The organism is Vibrio ostreicida (assembly GCF_013074385.2).
Taxonomy (GTDB): Bacteria; Pseudomonadota; Gammaproteobacteria; order Enterobacterales; family Vibrionaceae; genus Vibrio; species Vibrio ostreicida.
The window spans coordinates 794,943-812,104 of record NZ_JABEYA020000001.1; the positions used below are offsets into that span (position 1 = coordinate 794,943).

Sequence of the window (17,162 nt, forward strand, 5' to 3'; positions counted from 1 at the left end):
GGTAGAATCGACAGCTTTTGGTCGCTTTATATTATCAAAGAACTAACGGGTGAACAGCAGCGCGACAGGCGCTGCTGTGCTTGGTTATGCTGCTTCAGTTAAGGCCGTAAGGTACGACGCTTTACGTTGATTGAATCGCTCAACAAGTTCATCAATATCGTCTTGATTATAGGGTTTCAGTCCACTAGCGACCATGCGTTTTACCCCTTTACCGACAGACTCCAGACCTTGTTTGAAATCAAAATTTAGCGTGACAACACCGCGTTTACCGTCAACATCAAACGTTGCGCCCGCAAACGAGACTTCAGGGTGAGACAAATCTAAACGACTGAACTCTATTTCCATACTTTCATAGATCACCAAAGGTCGCTGGCAGTTGATCATCATCTGCTGCTCTTTCATCAATGGCACCATAATGTGAGGAAAGTTTTTTCCAGAAAATTGGACGTAGTTGGTAACAACATGTTCTATGAAAGACGTGTCTCGATTCACTGTCCCTTCACGGTTCATGTGAAGGTACTCTTTCCCCTCTTGGTCAACAACAGTCGCCTGATTCTCACATTTTTTCTTAATATGCAACGCAGTACCATCAGCGACCATTCCTGAAAAGTCGAAACGCATTTTTTGGCTCACACCTTCTTTTGAAAGCATGACAGCAAAGAGTAGATCGCCGGGTACACAAAAGCGTTTGTTGTCTTCATCGTGAATATGATTGAAATCACCAGCCACGACTTTTGCAAAATGACTGGCTTGCTGACGCGTGAACTGGAAATGTTGATCGCTGCAAGAAAAATATGGATTTAGGAACATAGTTAACCATTATTTACCGAAACTGGAGCGAATTATATATGACGATTTAACTTTAATGGTCCATCCAGTGGGTTTTTCACAAAAATATGACGTAAAAAATGGCAATGGGCTCGGTAAACCGAGCCCTTGATTTTAGTTAAATACTTGGGAGTAAATCAGCGGGCATAAGGAGATTATGTACCGCGAGTTCAAGTATGGTGTTCGCTTTTTCAATGTCTGGAGCAAAGTAGCGGTCTTTGTCGTAGAAAGGGACTTTTTCACGCAGGATATGTTTTGCGTGCTCTACTTTTTCTGACGATTTGTTCGGTGCTCTAAAATCCAAACCCTGAGCGGCTGCAAGGTATTCAACGGCCAAGATACCTCGTGTGTTTTCGGCCATATCACGTAAACGTCGTCCGGCGAACGTTGCCATAGAAACGTGATCTTCTTGATTCGCAGAGGTTGGTAAACTGTCCACAGAGGCAGGGTGAGCAAGCGCTTTATTTTCACTGGCGAGAGCGGCCGAAGTGACCTGAGCAATCATAAATCCAGAATTGACACCACCATTATCAACTAAGAAAGGCGGTAATTTACTTAATGCACTGTCAATCAGTAACGCCATTCTGCGCTCTGATAGGCTGCCAATTTCAGCGATCGCGAGCGCTAGATTGTCTGCGGCGAATGCGACAGGTTCTGCGTGAAAATTTCCGCCTGAAATAATATCGTCATCTTGAGCAAATACCAGTGGATTATCAGAAACTGAGTTCGCTTCTGTTTCTAGTGTTTCTGCTGAATTGCGAATTTGCTGCAAGCAGGCCCCCATGACTTGTGGTTGGCAGCGAAGCGAATAGGGATCTTGAACTTTCTCACATCCAGTATGGGATTGGCCAATATCACTGTTGTTTTCCAAAATATGGCGATAGGCAAGCGCTGCGTCCATTTGACCGCGATGCCCTCTCACACGATGAATTCGAGGATCAAATGGACGTCTGCTGCCGAGCGCCGCTTCGACAGACATTGCACCACAGGTTATCGCAGATGAAAATAGGTCTTCAGCGGCAAACAGCCCTTCTAGAGCGAAAGCGGTTGACGCTTGGGTCCCATTGAGTAATGCCAACCCTTCTTTAGGGGCAAGGGTTATGGGTTCTAACCCCGCGACAGAGAGCGCTTCGATTCCGGTAAGAATTTTGCCGTTGTGGCGAGCCTGACCTTCTCCAAGCAATACTGTGCTCATATGAGCGAGAGGTGCGAGATCCCCTGAGGCACCGACGGACCCCTTTTGGGGCACACACGGATAAACTTCCGCATTGACTAGGTCAATCAGTGCCTGAATGACAGTCAGTCGCAGGCCTGAAAAGCCACGAGCTAAACTGTTGATTTTTAAAACCATCATAAGTCGAACGGTTTCATCTGACATAAAGGCGCCAATGCCCGCGGCGTGTGACAGTACAATACTCTTTTGCAGTGTCTCTAGATCTTCCGGCATGATACGGGTGTTTGCTAGCAAGCCAAAGCCTGTGTTAATACCGTAGACGGTTCGATCTTCAGAGATGACTTTTTCTACGACTTGGGTACTTGCCTCTATATCTGGAATTGCCCTTGGATCAAGAGAGAGCTTTACAGGAGAGCGGCTTATCTTACGCAACTCTTTTAGGCTCACATTGCCTGGCTGGAGCGTTAAATTGAACATGTTAATGATTCCTTACTAGCCACTATGCTTATTTTAGTTTTGTTAGTTGTTGATTGAGCATTGGGAGATCGAGACCTTGCTTAGCCGCACAGGTTTTGGCCAAGTCGTACCCAGCGTCTGCATGACGCATGACACCGGTACCTGGATCATTGTGGAGAACTCGAGCAATACGTTGAGAAGCCTCTTCACTACCATCACAGCAAATCACCATGCCGGAATGTTGGGAGAATCCCATGCCCACCCCGCCGCCATGGTGAAGTGACACCCATGTAGCCCCACCAGCGGTATTGAGCAGGGCATTCAAAAGTGGCCAGTCAGAGACGGCATCCGAACCATCTAGCATGCCTTCGGTTTCACGATTGGGACTGGCCACTGAACCGGAGTCGAGATGGTCTCGTCCGATGACAACAGGGGCCTTAAGCTCACCAATTTTCACCATATCGTTGAATGCTTGTCCAAGACGCTCTCTATCCTCTAAACCGACCCAACAAATTCTCGCTGGCAGTCCCTGAAACTGAATACGTTCCCGAGCCATGTCCAACCAATTATGGAGCTGTGGGTTATCTGGAATCAGTTCTTTGACTTTTTGATCTGTTCGATAGATGTCTTCAGGATCACCCGACAGGGCGACCCAACGGAAGGGGCCGATACCTTCGCAAAATAAAGGCCGAATGTAGGCGGGGACAAATCCAGGGAAATCGAATGCATTTTCCACCCCTTCCTCTAACGCCATTTGACGAATATTGTTGCCATAGTCTAGGGTTGCGGCGCCGCGTTGCTGAAGTGTTAGCATGGCTTTGACTTGAATGGCCATCGATTCTTTTGCCGCTCTAACCACCGCCTTTTCGTCTTGCCTGCGGATCTCAGCGGCGTGCTCCATAGACCACCCAATGGGTAAATAGCCATTGAGAGGGTCGTGAGCGGATGTTTGGTCGGTGACCACATCAGGCGTAATATTGCGTTCAACCAGCTCTGGAAAAATGTCAGCAGCATTGGCTAAAAGACCGACGGAGACGGGGCTTTCGGATTCATAGATGATAGCCAGCGCCTCATCTAGGCAGGTGGCTTTTTTATCGACATAGCCAGTGCGCAGGCGGTAGTCGATACGAGACTCATCACATTCAACCGCGATCATAGAGAAACCGGCCATAGTGGCAGCGAGTGGTTGAGCCCCACCCATTCCTCCTAAGCCGCCTGTGAGGACCCAACGGCCCTTTGCCTGACCATCAAAGTGCTTTTTGGCCACTGAGACGAAGGTTTCATAGGTACCCTGAACGATGCCTTGTGACCCGATGTAAATCCAGCTTCCTGCTGTCATCTGGCCGTACATCATCAGCCCTTGTTTATCGAGTTCGTTAAAATGTTCCCAATTGGCCCAGTGTGGGACAAGATTCGAGTTAGCAATGAGTACACGAGGCGCGTTTTTATGGGTGGGGAATACACCAACAGGTTTGCCCGATTGAATCAGTAACGTCTGATCTTCTTCTAAGCGCTCTAAAACCTCAACAATTTTATCAAAGCACTCCCAGTCTCTTGCAGCACGGCCAATTCCACCGTAGACCACTAAAGCGTGCGGATGTTCAGCGACCTCGGGATCAAGATTGTTCATCAACATTCTCAGCGGTGCTTCAGTCAGCCAGGATTTAGCGGTAATTTCTGTGCCTCTAGGTGAGCGAATTGTACGTGTTGTATCGAGACGCATATCTTCAGTGTTGCGTGCCGTCATGATGAAACTCCTTGTAGTTCACGTATAAAGCAGGGACGTACGCCTGACACGTACGTTAATTCTGCTTTGTTATTGGGGGTTATTTTTCAGAAAAGGCGTTGGCAATATCCCAACATAACCGAGCGGCTAGTCGAGCCGTTTGATTATCAACGTCATAGGTCGGGTTAAATTCGGCAATATCGGCGATAACCAACTTATGCTTGTAATGCAAAATTCTATCGAGGAACAGGGCTAAAGTATCCATGCTGACTCCACGAGCGGCTGGGGCACTAACACCAGGAGCCGTTGCGGCAGAAAAAACATCAAGATCGATGGTCAAGTAGATGTAGTCACAGTTATCAATGAAATGTTGCAGTTGTGTCAGATGGTAGATGTGGTTGAGGTGAGCGAGATCTTTGTCTTCGACAAACCAGACATCGAGCGCTTTGGCGCGCTCAAACAAAGCTTGCGTGTTACTCGCACGACTAACCCCTAAACAAGCGTAATGGAAGGGCCAGTCATGTTGTTGACAGTAATCGTAGATTTGATAAAAGGGGGTACCTGAGCTCGGTTTGACATCGACGTTTGTGCTTTCAAATGTCCTGAGATCGAAATGGGCGTCAAAATTGATAATACCGATTTTCGGTGCCGTGGCTGGTTTTAGGTATTCGAAGTAACGCGCTAAACCTTGAAAAGAAGCCCAAGCAACCTCATGCCCGCCACCTAGGGTGATCACTGGGTTTGAGCGTAGAGCCACGGCGATAACGTCAGCACACTCTGACTGATACCTCTCAAGTAAATCATCCTCACATACGATGTTGCCCAGATCAACCAACTGGCTATCTTGGTGCCAAGCCATATTGGCCAAAGCTCTACGAATCAAATCTGGTGCTTTCTTTGCCCCAATGCGGCCTTTATTTCGCGCAACACCAGCATCGCAAGCAAAGCCCAGTAGGCTAACGGAATTCATCTCAGGAGTGAGTTGATTGGCCTGTTTCTGGGTGATGACGTGATGCACTCGTTTTCCCAACGCGCCATCCTCGGCATCATGACGCCCTTGCCAGTGAAAATCCTGATTGGTTTTGGGTAAGCTAGACATACTCCAGTTCTCCATTGACGACGCGAGCACAAAGACGGGATATACCTTGCTGATAGCTGAAGTCTGCCGGATGGCTTACGTCCCATATCGCAATATCCGCGTCAAAACCTTTGCGAAGCTGACCTCTGCTATTGGCATAACCCAATGCACGAGCAGCATGGGAAGTGACACCACGTAGGGTTTCTTCGGGCGTAAGACCAAAAATTGTGCACCCCATGTTCATTATCATAGTTAAATCTGCAAAAGGCGAGGTGCCTGGGTTTAAATCGGTCGCCAGTGCCATAGGAATATTGTGTTTGCGAAGCAGTTCTATCGGGGGAAGTTGGCTTTCACGTAAGAAATAGAATGCGCCAGGGAGTAGGGTCGCGACGGTACCGGCTTGGGCTAAAGCCATCACGCCCTGTTCGTCAATGTACTCTATATGGTCAGCGGAAAGGCCCTGATAACGAGCGGTAAGAGCGGAACCGCCCAAATTTGACAGTTGTTCAGTATGACCTTTGACGTGAAGCCCATAATGCTGTGCGGCGGTGTAAACTTGCTCGGTTTGCTCTAGGTTAAATCCTATGGATTCACAAAACACATCAACGCAGGAGGCCAGTTTTTCTTCGGCGACTAATGGAATGATCTCCTCGCACACCAAACGAATATAATCATCGGCTTTGCCTTGATATTCTGGCGGTACCGCATGAGCGGCAAGCAAGGTGGTGGACACTTTGATTTTACGATGTTCAGAGAGCGCTTTCGCGGCACGGAGCATTTTTACTTCATCGTTGAGCGTTAACCCGTAACCAGATTTGATTTCTACCGTGGTGACGCCTGTACGAATTAACCCGTCTAGCCTTGGTAGTGCAAGATGAATCAGTTCCTCTACACTGGCTCTGCGCGTTGACTGAACCGTTGACAGAATCCCGCCCCCTTGCTTAGCTATTTCTGAATAAGGCACGCCATTCAAGCGCATTTCAAATTCGTTAGCACGATTACCGGCGTAAATCAGATGAGTGTGACTATCGATGAACCCTGGCGTCACGAGCTTATTTTGACAGTCAAAGGTTGGGACACCATCAAAAGCACTGGTGGCGATGCTGTCAATTTTTCCATCATTAATAGTAAGGCTACAGGGACTTGAGATTTGATACCCTTGCTCGCCATTGATCATAGAAACTAATCTAGCGTTCGTTAGCACCATCTGTGGTGTGTTGATTGAATGTGGCGTCAATGGCGATTCAGGCATGTCGTATGATCTATGATTTAAATGTATATACAAATAATGTTTTACTTGGGCTTTCATTTCAAGTCAGTGGTTACAAAAATGTGATCGTCTGAAAATATAAAGCAATCAGTTGAGTAATATTTTGGAACTTAGCTTGTAACGAGTGCCTGGGTGATAAAGTAAAGCGGAACTCACGAGCTTGTCTTGACTCCAAGTTCGTCTGTTGAGTAGCAAACAAGGTTCATTTGCGCCCAACCTTAAAGCGCTACGTACTCGATCATTGGCGACAATGGCTTCTACAGTATGCTCGACGGCGCTTAACGGGCAATTGATAGACAAATACTGATTGGGCGTACTTTGTGTGAAATCTTGTTCAAGATAATCAGGGGCATGGATGCTATTGACCCATCGAAGCTCATACTGAATTGGATGGCTGTCCTCGAAATGAATGATTTCACTATAAAAAATCGGACTGTTTAGCATTATGCCAAGTTTGGTTGCAATGGTTTCATCTGCCATCTTAGCTACCTGAGTCACGACTTTACTTGAATACTTTTTACCACGAAGATTCACTTCGTCGGCGATATTCTGAATATCAAGTAAAGGGGACTCTGCTTTGTCATCCGGCGCGCAGACAAAAGTGCCGAGTCTCGGACGCCTTTGCAGCTTGCCTTCCGAGACGAGATCGCGTATTGCTTTGTTAACGGTCATTCGACTGACATTAAACTGCTCCGTCAAATCCATTTCTGTTGTGATTCTGTGTCCGATAGGCCAATGTCCCGAATTAATCTTTTCGATAATATAGTGCTTTATCTGTAGATAGAGTGGTGATTGTTTCATAGCATTCATTACGTTTTATTTGACTATACAAATGGTGATGGATTTACGTTGAGAATGCAACCTTAGTGATCGAGTCCGTTCTTCAGCCAAGAATTGATATAAATATCTTGTCAATTAATGAAGATACATGCTACCTAGACGTACCTACAACTATGACAACAAGGGAATGGAATGCTTGGAAAGATAAAGGCTTCTTTAGGATTTGGTGCGGCGAAAGTCGATACGGTGTTAGAAAATATGCCAATCGTTCAGGGCAGCACGCTCTGTGGCGTTGTCCACATTGAGGGTGGTGAGGTCGAACAGCAAATAGATGCCATACATTTGAAGTTATGTACTAGAGCCAAAGTAGAAAGCGACAGTGGAATTAGGTATCAAACATTTGTCTTGGGCGCATTGCAGGTGGTGGAGCCCTTTGTTATCAATCCCCAAGAAAATAAATCTTTTGATTTCGAGTTGGGGCTTGATGATGAAACACCGATTACATTGCTTAGTACGAGGAACAATCAAACTAAAGTGTGGATAGAAACCGTTTTAGACATCGGTTTTTCGGTGGACCCCAACGACAGAGATCTTGTTCATGTAGAGGCACTTCCTGTTGTACAAAAGGTCATTTCAGGCATTGAGCATGCTGGCTTTACAATGATTAAGTCAGATGTAGAGAAAGGCTTTTTGAATGGTCATAATTTCTCATCAAGGTCTGGTTGCTATCAGGAAATAGAATTCAAAAAGGGCGGGCTGATCAACAATAAAGAAATTGAGCTGTCTTTTATACTCGATGGAAGCTTGGTACATGGTTTGGCCGAAGTGGACCGTTCTTTGGGTTGGAGTGATGACCAATATGTTGCGTTTACGCTCCAACGTGAGGCAGACGATGCAGAGATCGGTGCCGTGTTGCACCAAATCCTAACGGTTTAAGTTTTTTGATCTGAACCTCCAAATTGGTATCGATATCCAATACCAAATGCGATATCGGTACTGTTATCAGCATTAAACATGTTCTCAACGGCGGTGAGCTCTATGGCTGAATTTTTCATTTGGTAGCGGTAACCAAACGTAAACTCTGTTGAGGGTTTTGAAAATTCATCTTCCCCTCCAGAGATACCTTGATGAATGGCCAATTGTCCGATGAGGTGGTGACGTGTGGAGAGCCTGTATCGATAGCTGGCGCCAACCGTCCAAGTATTCGAACGATAGGGCATTTGTTTAAATACGCTTGGGGTATTGCGAAAGGTTATGGCAAGCAGTGTGTCGAGGGAGTGCTTGTCCCTGCGGTAGCCATAATTGATTTGAATCGCTTGTTCGAATTGTGAAGAGCTAAAAATACTATGATGAGTATCGTTAAAGTAGAGAGTCGTCCCTAAAGAGATGCCATGATGCGTTTCGTTGAGCAGTTGGTATTGCAGGTAGCCGGTGAAAGCATGACTTAATGACTCCCCTCGAAAGTTGTCTAATTCGATGCCGTAGTCAGGAATGTGGATAACAAAGCGGTTGTTATCGACATTATCTCTACCATTTTGATCCAAGCTAAACCAGTCATGAAAATCTTTAGTCAAACCGTCGAGATGATTATTCCCCGCGTAATTCCAACGATAGTCTACTTCTATCTGCCAATCTGATGTCAATTGCCATTTACCACTTGCAGCCAGCTGATTCTGATAGTAATCCAATTCATAGTCTGGCGTCACGGCCCAGATGCTCGAAATAATACCGGTGATGGTGACCTCTCCCGATTCCGGTGTCATTGAAAAACCTGAGCGTAATTGTGGGGAAAGGCTGTTGGTATGGAAGGGTGATTGTGTATAGCTTTTTACAGGACCATAATCACTGCGGGCCATGGCTGTACTGTTAAAAAACACCAGCATTAGAAAGTAAAAACACCACTTGATCGCCTTCATAACATTCTTTCTGATTTTAATATTCATTCTAAAAGAATAGGTTATGATGTTGCTATGTGCCGTATTTGCTACTTCAGATTGATTGGGTTCGATGGTCGGCTTTGCTAACGGTAATGCTCAAAACACTTCGTTTTGAGCATTCATGTGAGGTTAAAATTGTCCACACTGGCCAATAACAAGGTTACTTTGATGGGCTATGCGGCACTTAGGTGAGTGGTGATATAGGGTTGCCATGCTGTCTGATACAAATGATTCGATTGATTTCGCATGGCATTGATTTTTGCTGTTTCGAACTCGCTGATTGTTCGATTTTCTAACGTGGCTTGCCTTTCAATTTTCTGGATACGTTTGTAAAGATCATGTTCTGGACCACTTTTAACATCCGCAATGGCTTTTAGATGGATCTGGACTTCGGCAATTAAGCCAGTTTTTGGGAGCCGGATCAGTAGATTCAAATCGCGATAACCCGATGGTGACGGTTTCTTGAAACGATTTTTCACTTTAACGATCGTTGTCTCTCGATTGAGCGTTTCATAAGCAGACATCAAACTTTCAATATCATCTGCGACGATCGTAGCTCTTGCCAAATCGGTAATACGCTCGGGCTCATCATTTAATTCAGAGGTTATTTTGTCTTTGGCTCTTTGAGCAGACTTTACCCCTGAAAAATAGGCTTCAGCTGAAGTAAGCAAGGCGGTATTTTTACATATCATTTCTAGTTCGGCCTGAGCTTGATGAGCTTTGCTATAAAGTGTATCAAAGTCGGCATAGGGCTGAACTGGGGTGAGGGTCGTGGATTTTATGCCATAAAGGCCACTGAGATTGTGTTTGAATACTTTGGAACACATTTCGTTTTGGCGAGTGGAGCGCGACTCTTCAGTATTGCTTTCTGTAGGCATTGAGGCAAAAGCGGGTGCACGGCTGAGCATTAATAGCATCAGAGCCGTGGTTCGCAGAAATAGGCTCATGCAGTCTCCTTTGAATTTGTAGCGACTTAGAAAAAAATGGCTTGAAAAGAGTGATCACCAAGTCGTCACTGTCATACTTATTATCTGGGGGCCTATGTGTCATTAAGCAATGGGTTGTATTGTTTGTTCAACAAAAAATTTGATGCTGGTTTGCACTCAGGCTTTAAACCATTGTAAATGAGTTATCTGAACCTAACCTGAATGTGTTCTTCAGATTGGGGATACCACTTGAAACAAGATTCGTATAGGCTAGAAGATTAAGGATGACTCAGGAGAAGAAAATGGAAGATCCAGATTTTTGGCATAGTAAATGGGCGTCTAACCAAATCGGTTTTCATCGAAAAGACGTCAACTCGCTCTTGATGGAATATTGGTCTATGACGAAGCCATCTCGAGACGATAAAGTTTTTGTTCCTTTATGTGGTAAGTCAGAAGACTTGGTTTGGTTAGCATCCCAACATGAGGACGTACAGGCGGTTGAACTCAGTAAAATCGCGGTAAGGGCCTTTTTTTCGGAACATTTTTATACCCCGACGGTCATTTCTGTGAATGGTCAACATGACCTCTACCAGTTTGATGAACTGTCTATTATTAACGGCGATATTTTCAGTGCCCCGGTGAAGCCCGTTGATATCATTTATGACCGAGCTGCGTTGGTCGCATTACCCGAAGAAATGCGAGTTTCCTATGTAGAAAGAATCATGTCGTTACTCAAGCCTAAGGGGAGAGTGTTATTGGTTTCCCTTGACTATCCACAAGAGGAAATGTCTGGACCTCCATTTTCGGTTGCTGAACAGGAAATTAGACGCCTCTTTGAAGGTTATCGCACGACAAAACTCTATCATGATGAGGCCAGTGAAAATCATCCCAAAATTGCATCAAAAGGGTTGTCACGGTTTACAGAAGAAGTGTATTTGATCGAGAGCTAAGCGAAAAGAAAGGGTGTTAAAGGCGCCGCTTGGCGCCTTTTTATCGTCGACCAGTCTGTGTCTAGATGGCTTGGTAGCTCATGGGAATATCTGGGTTGATGGCTTCTATCGTGCTCTGAGTCGTGGCAAGGTGGCTGATGCTGCTTTGCGCCATTTCGACCAAGGCGACTGCTTCAATGTCCTCAAATGATTGTGAGTCCATTAATAATTGGATAATTGCAACTTGCAAAGGGGGTAAACTTGGGTTGAATGCTGCGTTCTCAGCGTAAGCCCCTTGGTACACATTCCCATTTTTTAGTTTGATGCTGACACCACTTAAATTGTGAGAATAGGGTGCATAGCTTTTGTTTAAGGCTTCTAACGCACTATTGATCATCGTATCGGATTCGACACATGTTTTACCGTGATTAACCTCAGTCATTAGGCCTGATTCCATTCCTAAGGTGACTGGGCCAAAAGAGTCGGGCAGGTAGTACTGAAGTGTTTTTTCCTCTTTTTGCGGTAATTGAATCGCCAATTCTCCCGCCGTCGACAGTTCATTCATAAACTGACGGCAATGGCCACAAGGACTAAAACTGACCGTAATATCTGACACGCCACGTTCACCTTTCATCCAAGCATGGCTAATGGCAGATTGTTCAGCATGCACGGTTTGTCCAAGTTGAGTACCAGACATCTCAACATTGGCCCCAAAATAGAGCGTCCCTGATAGGCCACGAACGACAGCACCAACATAAAATTTTGAAATGGGAACATGCGCATAGGTGGCAGCAAATGGCAGTAGTGCAACTCTCAGTTCATCGTCCTGTAAGCCTGATATTGTCAAAAGATCCGAAAATTGTTCCGAAGACAGAGTCGCGTCAAAATCGTCTGCTGATATGATTGGGGTGAGGAACTGTGCGACTTTGCTTGGCGCTTCAGAAAGTGCTTGCTCAATGCGACTTGTCATAGTGAATCCTTGTGTAAGCATTAATCGATATCATTGGGTTTATTATGACCACGAGTGAATCGACTTATATCAACCCGATATTGGTATTTCATTTTAGGGCACCATGAGAACATTTCTTCTATATTGATCACAATAATTAATGTAACGATATTATTTTTTCACAATTAGAGTGATATCACACAAGTTTATTGAGTCGGATAACGATAAAGAGGTGCGTGGAGCGATTAATGATCAAAACGTTTATTGCATCAACCATACCGCCAGAGCAAAAAATACTGGCGCGAGAATGGAGGTAATAAGGCCACAAATGACGAGTGCCAATGAACTGAATGCGGCATCCAGAGGATTTTTTTCAATACAGGTTGCGGTACCCAATGCGTGCGACACTGTTCCCATGGTAAGCCCTCTCGCAATAGGGTGAGTAATATTAAACAGGCTGTATACTGGGTACGCAAAAATCGCACCAACCAAGCCAACAATAAGAACCAAAATTGCTGCGATCGCAGGCTCACCTCCTAAGTTACTCGACACCTCCATGGCAATGGGAGTGGTGACAGATTTGCCAAGTAAACTGGCTATCAGTAATAAATCAGCTTGCGTATAAACAGCGATAAGCGTAGCAGTTAGCATCGACAAAACACTGCCAACGCTACAGGCCAACATGATAATACGCCAGTTGGCTCTTATTTGAGGAAGCTGTTCATAGAGTGGATAGGCTAGGGCGACAACGGCAGGCTGAAGCAAAAGGTTTATCCACTGGTTGTCTTGATAATAAACGTCAAATGGGACGCGACAGTAAGTAAGAAGAGGGATTAAAATGGCTAAACTCACGAGCAGTGGATTCATAAATGGACTTGGGCATTTTTGACATACCCATCGAGCGGAGAAAAAAACCAATAAGGTTATCACTAACCACATTAGCGGCCTCCCCCTTTGAGTAATTTTTCGAGCAATAAACCGAGAACGACAATGACAATGAAGGTCCCCCCAATCGCGCTGGCAAGGATAGGGAGAGCGTTGTTAATCAACATATCAAAGTGTTGCATTAAACCGACGCTAATGGGGACAAACAACAACACCATATATCGAATCAGTAGGTTTGCGCTAGGGCGTACCCATTTTGCAGAAACAAGGCCACTGGCTAGAAGGAAAAATAGCAGCAACATACCAATGATGCTGCTAGGGATGGATGTCGTTGTAATAATTTGAATATAGTGGCCTACCATAAGGCAAATGAGAATCAGCCCCATAGAAACGGCGTATCTTAGACAGGTATTGGCCATAAGCTTTCTTATCCGAAGTGCTACCTAGATGGATGTAATCAAGTGACCGCCTTTTCTTATTTCAAGGCGGATAACTTTCTAGACTCTAGGCATGGTTTCCTCATTTAAGAGACGAGTTTTTCAACGTATTGATACACTGATTTTAAGAGCTTTATTTTATCTTCGTCACCTTCATGTTCATGAACTAAGTTTTCAAGATTCAGCATGTAATTTTCGATCTGGTTTTCAAAATAGTCACGACAATGAACAGCCCATTTGTTTTGTTCGGTTTCACTGAGAGTCCATGGGAAATGTCGAGCGCGATAGCGAAATAATAGCGGCGCTATGCGTGCATCGTCAAAAGTGAGGTCTAGGGTGGAGAGTTGATCCGGTGGCGTTTGTCTAATAATCTCCATCGCGGTCTTATCGGCCGGAGAGAAGAAACCATCGTAGAGCATAGTGTCCACATCAGCACTCTTGTTAAATTCTCGTTCTATCCCATAGAGTGAAACCAGTTTATCTCGAATGTCTGGGTTTTGACGAATGATGGCGAGGTGATTCAGGCATTTTTCTCGGTCAATACCGATATGCGCTGCGTTATCAGCAGTTAGTGTTTTGGCAGGCGCAAGAATAGGACACTTATTTAAATGAATAAGCTTGATTGGAACGGGAAGTTCGCTCGGCGACAACTCAGTACGTTTTGTATACAAGCGCTGGTGTAGTTGCTCTGAGTCGAGGTCTATTAATGGTTGTGGATCTTGGGTTAAATCAGCCACGATGATCGCATTTTGATTGCTAGGATGCCATGCAATCGGTACGACCCAACTCGTATACTGGCGCTCACGGCCTAGCATCGAGGAAACATGCATGAGGGGCGTCATATTGACAATGTCGATCAGTTCGTTGAGTTTTCGTTTTTGGCGCATACCGAGGAAATAGTCGAACAGCTTAGGCTGGGCAGTTTTAACTTTCTTTGCCATTTCAATAGTAGCAACGACATCGGCCATAGCATCATGGGCATTCGAGTGCTCAATCCCATTGGCAACGGAAAGGTGCTCCAGTTTAAAGCTAGTAAAGCCCTCGTCATTGTTGGGCCAGTTAATGCCTTCTGGGCGCAACGCGTAGCAGGCTCGCATGACATCAAGAAGATCCCAACGTGAGTTACCGTTTTGCCAACTCCAAGCATAGGGGTCTAAAAAGTTCCGATAGCATGTATACCGAGTGATTTCATCGTCAAACCGAATACTGTTGTAACCGAGATTAATCGTGTTAGGTATGGATAGTTGCTCATGGATCTTTGCGATGAACTCAGGTTCAGTGAGGCCTTTAGACATCGCTGTTTGAGGTGTGATACCCGTAATCAATGCCGCTTCTGGTGAAGGAAGGTAGTCATTTGGCGGTTGACAATAGATGACGATGGGCTCCCCAATGATGTTTAAATCCATATCAGTGCGCACACCAGCAAATTGTGATGGTCTGTCTCTGGCGGGGTCCGTCCCCCAAGTTTCATAATCAAAAAAGAAGAATGTGGGCTGTTCGCTACTTTTCATAGTTTTGTTTTCTTATTCATCATTATTTGGCAATACTTTGTTTTCAGACGACTGGCAGTTTAAAAAGACTGGCATTGCGGTCGTAAAGTGGCTGGAAAACAAAGGCAATACATCACCGTGGTGTAAGTGGGAACTTGGCCACAGGTTCAAAAGTAAAAAAGGCTGATGTAAGTATCTGACAGACGCTGTAGAGAATGCAAGGCAAATCAATAAAAGGGTTAGGTCACTGAAGAGGTTTGTAGATTCTGAATGGTTAAGCAGACACTGGCCTTGAGTGACTTGGCTTCGTGTTTTAATGTCTCGTGCCTTGCGAATTGAGCAATATCAACGCTCTACTTGCAAGGCACGAGTTCAGCCTTGGGGCTTGGAATTACGATATCTGTTGTGCTTCCAATGGTTGATCGCTGGCTTGTTTTCCCAAAATTCGACTGGTTATGGTGCCAGCCGTCATTGATCCGGAAACATTGAGCGCGGTTCTGGCCATATCAATCAGAGGTTCGATAGAAATCAGCAGCGCCGCGATCGTTACCGGTAAACCCATTGCGGGTAAAACGATCAGCGCAGCAAAGGTTGCACCGCCACCTACGCCCGCGATACCAAAAGAGCTCACGACGATAATGGCGATCAACGATAGGATAAAGTTAACGTCTGTTGGGTCAATCCCCACGCTTGGGGCAACCATTACGGCCAGCATTGCCGGATAGATGCCAGCGCAGCCATTTTGTCCAATCGTCGCGCCAAACGAGGCAGAGAGGTTGGCTATTGCGGGTGGTACCTTGAGTTGATTGATCTGCGCTTCGACATTAAGAGGGATAGTGGCTGCGGAACTGCGAGAAGTGAAAGCAAATGTTAACACTGGCCAGATTTTCTGGAAGTAGGTTTTGGGGCTGACACCAACGAGTGACACCAAAAGACCATGAACGACAAACATGAGGATTATGGCGATATAAGAAGCCACAATAAACCCCAACAGATTGAGTATATCACTGCCACTGGATGTTGAGACCACCTTAGCCATCAATGCCGTGATACCATAAGGTGTGAGAGCCATAATCATTTTGACCAAACGCATTATGACCGATTGTGCCACCTCAACAAAGGTACGAATGGGCGCTTCAAGTTCCGCCTTCTCAGCCATGACTTTACGTGCTGCAATGCCAGTCAGAACGCCAAAAATCACCACCGCGATGATGGACGTGGTTCGCGATCCAGTGAGGTCTGCGAATGGATTGGTTGGGATAAAGCTGACCAGCATCTGAGGTATACTTAGATCACTCACGGATCCAGCACGGTTCTCAAGTACTGCAATACGAGCGGTTTCTCGCGCCCCTTCGGTTAACCCTTCTGCGGATAGCCCGAGTAACTGGGTGACAATGATTCCAACAAACGCTGATATTGCGGTTGTCGTCAATAGAATAGAAATGGTTAAGCCAGAAATTTTCCCTAATGAGCCGCCTTTTTCAAGTTTGACCACGGCTGATATCATCGAAACCAAGACGAGTGGCATGATCACCATTTTAAGCAGGCCAACGTAACCACTGCCAATGATGTTAATCCAGTCTAGTGTTTGCGTGATAACGACGTTGCCTTCCCCAAAAGTAAGTTGAAGGGCTAAGCCAAACAGACTGCCACTCACTAACCCTAAAAGGACCAGTCGAGACAAAGTTTTGTTTTTTCTTTGTTGGTTGTAGAGCAAGCAAAGAATAGCGACAAATACCGCAAGTGAAGCGATCGCCGTTACTGACATAATTGATTGTCCTTATTATTGATTTTAGTCTTTATGATGTGCTGAGATTATTACAGGATTAAATTCCGTAACAAACATAATGATTTGAAATCGACGACAGAAATAATGAAAAGTTATTAGTTATAATTTTTGGTTATTAATCGGGTAGCAGCGGCGACAGGAGTCTTGGCGGGTATCGGGTGAATGAATTCGCATTGAAAGCCCTTCCGTGAATCACGTTACGGCTGAATAAGTGGATCTTAAACTCACTCGTCAAAGACTAATATGGCGATTAACCTTTAGGCGAGTTTTTCTATTATGTAACCGCCGCTCTGCAAAATTCAGAGTCGTGGTTGCTCTACGTTGATACGGTTAAGGCCAGACAAACTCTTACTGGAGTCAATGCTATAGCTCTTTGATCTAATGGATAAAGGCGTCTCTGATTATCCGATAAATATGGTACAATACCGTCAACTGGGATGCGGTGGTCTTCTCGGTTATCTTTTGCCCGGTCAAAGCACTCTCTCTTTTATAGAAATCAATCTTTGAA

General features: G+C 45.3%; 15 protein-coding genes. 2 read left to right on the plus strand and 13 right to left on the minus strand.

The features are described 5' to 3' along the window. Nucleotides 1-84 precede the first annotated feature (84 nt). The 6 genes from HLM86_RS03355 to hutC all read right to left on the minus strand — a co-directional run bounded on the left by HLM86_RS03355 (nt 85) and on the right by hutC (nt 7,333). The gene (locus HLM86_RS03355) at nt 85-810 is read right to left on the minus strand and encodes a DUF3581 domain-containing protein (RefSeq protein WP_170881962.1); all 726 of its coding nucleotides are present in this window, start codon (nt 808-810) and stop codon (nt 85-87) included. A gap of 136 nt (nt 811-946) precedes the next feature. Continuing rightward, complete coding sequence (gene hutH, locus HLM86_RS03360) at nt 947-2,479, minus strand: histidine ammonia-lyase (protein ID WP_076589348.1); 1,533 nt, start codon at nt 2,477-2,479, stop codon at nt 947-949. Nucleotides 2,480-2,507: 28 nt separating this feature from the next. Continuing rightward, nucleotides 2,508-4,205 carry a urocanate hydratase gene (gene hutU, locus HLM86_RS03365; RefSeq protein ID WP_170881961.1) on the minus strand — a complete coding sequence of 566 codons (1,698 nt, stop codon included), beginning with the start codon at nt 4,203-4,205 and terminating at the stop codon, nt 2,508-2,510. Between the two features lie 79 nt (nt 4,206-4,284). Further along, nucleotides 4,285-5,283, minus strand: a complete 999-nt coding sequence (gene hutG / locus HLM86_RS03370) for a formimidoylglutamase (protein WP_076589346.1) — start codon at nt 5,281-5,283, stop codon at nt 4,285-4,287. Beyond that, the gene (gene hutI / locus HLM86_RS03375; protein WP_170881960.1) at nt 5,276-6,514 is read right to left on the minus strand and encodes an imidazolonepropionase; all 1,239 of its coding nucleotides are present in this window, start codon (nt 6,512-6,514) and stop codon (nt 5,276-5,278) included. Before hutI ends, hutG begins: the two co-directional genes overlap by 8 nt. Nucleotides 6,515-6,619: 105 nt before the next feature. Further along, nucleotides 6,620-7,333: a histidine utilization transcriptional repressor HutC gene (gene hutC, locus HLM86_RS03380; RefSeq protein ID WP_076589344.1), complete on the minus strand. Its 714-nt coding sequence runs from the start codon at nt 7,331-7,333 to the stop codon at nt 6,620-6,622. 171 nt (nt 7,334-7,504) lie between these two features. On the opposite strand from hutC, the gene HLM86_RS03385 reads away from it, so the two are divergent. Then, nucleotides 7,505-8,248 (plus strand): sporulation protein, encoded by a 744-nt coding sequence (locus tag HLM86_RS03385; protein WP_170881959.1) that lies wholly within the window; start codon nt 7,505-7,507, stop codon nt 8,246-8,248. Here HLM86_RS03385 and HLM86_RS03390 read toward each other — a convergent pair. Both HLM86_RS03390 and HLM86_RS03395 read right to left on the minus strand, forming a co-directional pair. After that, nucleotides 8,245-9,228, minus strand: coding sequence for a DUF3187 family protein (locus HLM86_RS03390; protein WP_170881958.1), 984 nt, complete (start codon nt 9,226-9,228; stop codon nt 8,245-8,247). The two genes, HLM86_RS03385 and HLM86_RS03390, sit on opposite strands and share 4 nt — an antisense overlap. A 194-nt stretch (nt 9,229-9,422) precedes the next feature. Next, complete coding sequence (locus tag HLM86_RS03395) at nt 9,423-10,196, minus strand: RelA/SpoT domain-containing protein (RefSeq protein WP_076589341.1); 774 nt, start codon at nt 10,194-10,196, stop codon at nt 9,423-9,425. 281 nt (nt 10,197-10,477) lie between these two features. On the opposite strand from HLM86_RS03395, the gene HLM86_RS03400 reads away from it, so the two are divergent. Further along, nucleotides 10,478-11,125: a thiopurine S-methyltransferase gene (locus HLM86_RS03400; RefSeq protein ID WP_170881957.1), complete on the plus strand. Its 648-nt coding sequence runs from the start codon at nt 10,478-10,480 to the stop codon at nt 11,123-11,125. Nucleotides 11,126-11,186: 61 nt separating this feature from the next. Here HLM86_RS03400 and cdd read toward each other — a convergent pair whose 3' ends face one another. From cdd to HLM86_RS03425, 5 genes are all read right to left on the minus strand, one after another. Continuing rightward, the gene (gene cdd / locus HLM86_RS03405) at nt 11,187-12,074 is read right to left on the minus strand and encodes a cytidine deaminase (RefSeq protein WP_076589339.1); all 888 of its coding nucleotides are present in this window, start codon (nt 12,072-12,074) and stop codon (nt 11,187-11,189) included. A 240-nt stretch (nt 12,075-12,314) separates the two neighbouring features. After that, a complete protein-coding gene (locus HLM86_RS03410; protein ID WP_076589338.1) occupies nt 12,315-12,992 on the minus strand; it encodes a CidB/LrgB family autolysis modulator in 678 nt (225 codons plus the stop codon). Continuing rightward, entirely contained in the window at nt 12,992-13,357 is a 366-nt protein-coding gene (locus tag HLM86_RS03415) for a CidA/LrgA family protein (protein ID WP_076589337.1), read from the minus strand. The genes HLM86_RS03410 and HLM86_RS03415 overlap by 1 nt, the downstream gene beginning before the upstream one ends. Nucleotides 13,358-13,461: 104 nt before the next feature. After that, a complete protein-coding gene (gene sbcB / locus HLM86_RS03420; protein WP_170881956.1) occupies nt 13,462-14,886 on the minus strand; it encodes an exodeoxyribonuclease I in 1,425 nt (474 codons plus the stop codon). A 370-nt stretch (nt 14,887-15,256) separates the two neighbouring features. Continuing rightward, the gene (locus HLM86_RS03425; RefSeq protein WP_076589335.1) at nt 15,257-16,633 is read right to left on the minus strand and encodes an L-cystine transporter; all 1,377 of its coding nucleotides are present in this window, start codon (nt 16,631-16,633) and stop codon (nt 15,257-15,259) included. Nucleotides 16,634-17,162: the final 529 nt, after the last annotated feature.